Below are 4,120 nucleotides of genomic sequence, written 5' to 3' on the forward strand. Positions count from 1 at the left end.
AAGAGGTCGAACAGGCAGCGCAGGATGCCCCAATCCTCTATCGCGAACAGGGTCCGGGGGCTGACCGCGTGGAGGGCGAGGGCGGCGAGCAGGGCGAGACCCGCGAAGACCCAGCGCGCCCGCGGCCCCGCCAGCATCACGGTGCCGGCGAGCACCAGCGAGGCGTAGAACTCGACCGCGATGCTCCAGGCCGGAACGTTCCAGCTGAACTCGCCGAAGGTGATGAAGTCCTGCAGGAACAGCAGGTGGGTGAGCACCTCGACCGGCCGGTGCGCTGGGCCGAAGGGCGGCGTGACCACGGGCGTGCCCGGATGGCCGGCGAGGTAGAGGAGGCGCGCCGCCTCGAGCGAGATCAGAAGCCCGAGCGTCGCGGCGTGCAGCGGCCACAGGCGGCCGAAGCGGGCCAGCGCGAAGCGCAGGCCCTGGGTCGGGCTTCCCAGCCGCGCTCCGTAGGCGTGCAGCAGCACGAAGCCCGACAGGACGAAGAAGACGTCGACACAGAACTGCACGTTGTCGAAGCGCGGCGCTTCCCGCAACGGGTGCGCGAACGGCATGTGGAAGAAGGCGACCGCCAGCGCGCAGACGCCCCGCAACGCGTCGAGCGTTTCGAAACGGGACGCCGGCTCGGCTGCCCTGTCCGCTCTCTGTTCCATCGTGGTGTGTTCCCGTTCGACCACGGGACCGGCGAGCGACCCCGCGATCCCGGCGTGCAGGGGCGATGCCGTAACAGGGTGTAAATCCCCGGCCCCGCCGCCGTCGCCGGCCGGTTGGTTTCTGATTTACCACGGATCCGGAACGGGTTTGACTTTCTTCGTGTCCGAGATCTACCGTACAAAAGGCAAATTCATAGGGGCTCTTGATGGTTTCGCTGGAAGACATCCGTAATATTCTCGCGCGGAACGAGGCTTTGGCTCCGATCGCCGCGGAGATCGCGGAGGACGACAACCTGTTCGACAAGGGTCTCGACTCCTTCGGCTCAGTGCAGCTCATGCTGGCGCTCGAGGAGCATTTCGACGTCGAGTTCCCCGACCACCTCCTCAGCCGCAAGTCGTTCTCGACGATCCGCAGCATCCGCGAGACCGTCTCCGGCCTGGTCCAGGCGGAAGCCGCCTGACCATGCTGGCCGAGCGCTTCGCACGCGCCGCCTCGGTGGCGGCGCTCCACGCCGACGCGGTGGACCGCGAAGGCCGCTTCCCCGCGGAAGCGGTCGCCGCCCTGAAGGCCGAGCGCCTTCTGGGCCTCCAGATCCCGCGGCAGTTCGGCGGCGAGGGCGCGGGCCTCACGGACATCGCGGAGGGCTGCTACGCGCTCGGCCAAGCCTGCAGCGCGGCCGCCATGGTCTTCGCCATGCACCACATCAAGGTGTCGAGCCTCGTCAGCCACGGGCTCGACAGCGCGTGGCACTGCCGCCTGATGGAGCGTATCGCCTCGGAGCAGCTCCTCGTCGCCTCCTCCACCACGGAGGCCGGCATCGGCGGCGACCTGCGCAACAGCCTCTGCGCCGTCGAGGCGGAGGACGGGGTGTTCGCTCTGGCCAAGGACGCCTCCGTGATCTCCTACGGGGCGCAGGCCGACCTGATCCTCGCCACCGCCCGGCGCAACGCCGAGGCTGCCACCTCCGACCAGGTGCTGGTGGCGCTGCTCAGCGACCAGATCACCCTGGAGCGGACGAGCACCTGGGACACGCTGGGCATGCGGGGCACCTGCAGCGACGGCTTCCGGCTGGAGGCGCGCGGCGTGCCCGTCGAGCAGATCCTGCCGAAACCCTTCGCGGAGATCGCCGCGCAGTCGATGCTGGCCGCCTCGCACCTGCTCTGGAGCAGCGTGTGGTTCGGCATCGCGAGCTTCGCGGTCGATCGCGCCCGCGTCTTCGTGCAGGCCGAGGCGCGCAAGCGCCAGGGCCAGGTGCCGCCGACCGCGCTCAGGCTCGCCGAACTCTCCAACGCCCTCCAGGCGATGAAGGCGACGCTGGTCTCGGCGCTCCGCCGCTTCGAGGACGCGCAGGGCAACGCCGACCTCCTCGACTCGCTCGCCTTCTCGGTGATGCTCAACAACCTGAAGACCACCGCCTCCGACATGGCGGTCGACATCGTCCAGCGCGCGCTCGGGATCGTCGGGCTCGCCGGGTACAAGAACGGCACACCCTTCAGCCTCGGCCGCCCCTTGCGCGACGTCCTCTCGGCGCCGCTCATGATCGGCAACGACCGCATCCTCGCCAACACCGCCAAGCTCCTGCTCGTGCAGAAGAGCTCCGGCCAGCTCATGAGCGCGTGATGGAATCGCTATCCCCCGCCCCGACCTTCTGCGAGCCCCTCGACGACGACGGCCTCGCCGAGCCGACCTTCCTCGACCGGCTCTTCGATCAGGGTCTCCTGGTCCGCACCGGCGTCGACGGCCTCTACGGCCGCAGCGGCGCCTTCGAGAGCGTGGTCGAGGCCCTCGACCGGCTGATCGGCCGGCTGGGTGCGGCCGACAACGCCGAGGTGCTGCGCTTTCCCCCCGGCATGAGCCGGCCGGCCTTCGAGCGCTCCGGCTACCTCAAGGGCTTCCCGAACCTCGCCGGCACCGTGCACAGCTTCTGCGGGCACGAGGGCGAGCACGCCAAGCTCCTGGCCTGCGTCGAGGCGGGTGAGGACTGGACGGCGGGCCAGCGGGCCACCGATATCGTGCTCACCCCGGCCGCCTGCTACCCGCTCTATCCGGTCGCCGCCGCGCGCGGCCCGCTCCCCGCGGAGGGCCGGCTGTTCGACCTGCAATCCTACTGCTTCCGGCGCGAGCCCTCGCTGGAGCCGACCCGGATGCAGCTCTTCCGGATGCGCGAGTACGTGCGCATGGGAAGCCCCGACCAGGTGCTGGCCTTCCGCGAGAGCTGGCTGGAGCGCGGCACCCAGATGATCCGCGACCTCGCGCTGCCGCTCGCGATCGACGCCGCCAACGACCCGTTCTTCGGCCGCGCCGGCCGCATGCTCGCCAACAACCAGCGGGCGCAGGGCCTGAAGTTCGAGCTGAACGTGCCGGTCAACAGCGTCGAGAAGCCGACCGCCTGCCTCAGCTTCAACTACCACCAGGACCATTTCGGCACGACCTGGGACCTCGTGCAGGCGGATGGCGAGGTCGCCCACACGGCCTGCGTCGGGTTCGGGCTGGAGCGCATCACCCTGGCGCTGCTGCGCCACCACGGCCTCGACCTCGCCGCCTGGCCGGAGGGCGTGCGCCGGGTGCTCTGGGGCTGAAGCCGGTGAGCGCCGCCCTCGACCTCTCGCGGACGGAGCCCGCCCCGGCTCCGGCCTACATCGCGCACCCGCTGCACGCCGCCGACCGGCACTGGCCGGAGACGAACTGCTACGTCGATCTCTGGATCGAGCTGCTGCACGGGCGCGGCCTCGTGCCGGAGGCGCTGCTGGGCTTCACCCTGCGGCAGGATTTCGAGGGCGACCAGTTCACCTTCTTCAAGCCGCCTTCCGCCGACATCGATCGGCTCTACGGGCTGGAGATCCTCGAACTCGCCGTCTACGACGGGCTGGAGCGGCACGCGCTGGTCCAGGCCGCGCGGGGCTGCCCCGTGCTGGTCGAGGTCGATGCGCTCTACCTGCCGGACACCGCCGGCACGACCTACGGTCGCTCTCACGCCAAGACCACGATCGGCATCCTGGCGCTCGATCCGGCGGCCAGGACGCTCGACTACCTGCACAATGCCGGCCGCTTCACGCTCTCGGGCGCCGATTACGACGGCATCTTCGGGCCCAGTGAGCTGCCGCCCTACGCCGAGTTCGTGAAGGCGGGCGCGGCTCCCTTGCCGGAGGCGGAACTTCCGACCGCTGCCCTCGACCTGCTGCGGCGCCACCGCGCGCGGGCGCCCGCGAAGAGCCCGGTGCTGGCCTTCCAGGCGGCGCTCGCGACGGCGGCGGACGCGCTGGTCGGGCGCTCGCTGGGCGTGTTCCACGCCTACGCCTTCAATACGACGCGTCAGCTCGGGGCGAATTTCGAGCTGCTCGGCAGCCATCTGCGCTGGCTCGACGGGCATGGCGCGGCCGATCTCTCCGCGGCGGCCGCGGCGGCGGAGGGGCTGGCGCAGGAGGCCAAGACCTTCCAGTTCCAGCTCGCCCGCGCCTTCCACCGC

The 4,120-nt window shown here is 70.5% G+C and carries 5 protein-coding genes; 4 read left to right on the plus strand and 1 reads right to left on the minus strand.

Annotated elements, in window-relative coordinates:
• Positions 1-653: acyltransferase (locus tag AX737_RS17645; protein ID WP_156453806.1), on the minus strand; the 653-nt coding region annotated here is incomplete at its 3' end.
• A 206-nt stretch (positions 654-859) separates the two neighbouring features.
• On the opposite strand from AX737_RS17645, the gene AX737_RS17650 reads away from it, so the two are divergent.
• From AX737_RS17650 to AX737_RS17665, 4 genes are all read left to right on the plus strand, one after another.
• A complete protein-coding gene (locus AX737_RS17650) occupies positions 860-1,114 on the plus strand; it encodes an acyl carrier protein (RefSeq protein WP_066923728.1) in 255 nt (84 codons plus the stop codon).
• 2 nt (positions 1,115-1,116) lie between these two features.
• Complete coding sequence (locus AX737_RS17655; RefSeq protein ID WP_066923723.1) at positions 1,117-2,274, plus strand: acyl-CoA dehydrogenase family protein; 1,158 nt, start codon at positions 1,117-1,119, stop codon at positions 2,272-2,274.
• Positions 2,274-3,233 (plus strand): amino acid--[acyl-carrier-protein] ligase, encoded by a 960-nt coding sequence (locus AX737_RS17660; RefSeq protein ID WP_066923725.1) that lies wholly within the window; start codon positions 2,274-2,276, stop codon positions 3,231-3,233. Before AX737_RS17655 ends, AX737_RS17660 begins: the two co-directional genes overlap by 1 nt.
• A gap of 5 nt (positions 3,234-3,238) precedes the next feature.
• A partial coding sequence (locus AX737_RS17665) for a DUF1839 family protein (protein WP_066923727.1) occupies positions 3,239-4,120 on the plus strand: 882 nt, incomplete at its 3' end.

Source organism: Methylobacterium sp. CCH5-D2, assembly GCF_001556475.1.
GTDB classification, from domain to species: domain Bacteria; phylum Pseudomonadota; class Alphaproteobacteria; order Rhizobiales; family Beijerinckiaceae; genus Methylobacterium; species Methylobacterium hispanicum.

What these genes read in the sequence shown, in the direction of transcription:
- AX737_RS17650 (WP_066923728.1), top strand. Translation starts at nt 860, where the DNA reads ATGGTTTCGCTGGAAGACATCCGTAATATTCTCGCGCGGAACGAGGCT.
- AX737_RS17655 (WP_066923723.1), top strand. Translation starts at nt 1,117, where the DNA reads ATGCTGGCCGAGCGCTTCGCACGCGCCGCCTCGGTGGCGGCGCTCCAC.
- AX737_RS17660 (WP_066923725.1), top strand. Translation starts at nt 2,274, where the DNA reads ATGGAATCGCTATCCCCCGCCCCGACCTTCTGCGAGCCCCTCGACGAC.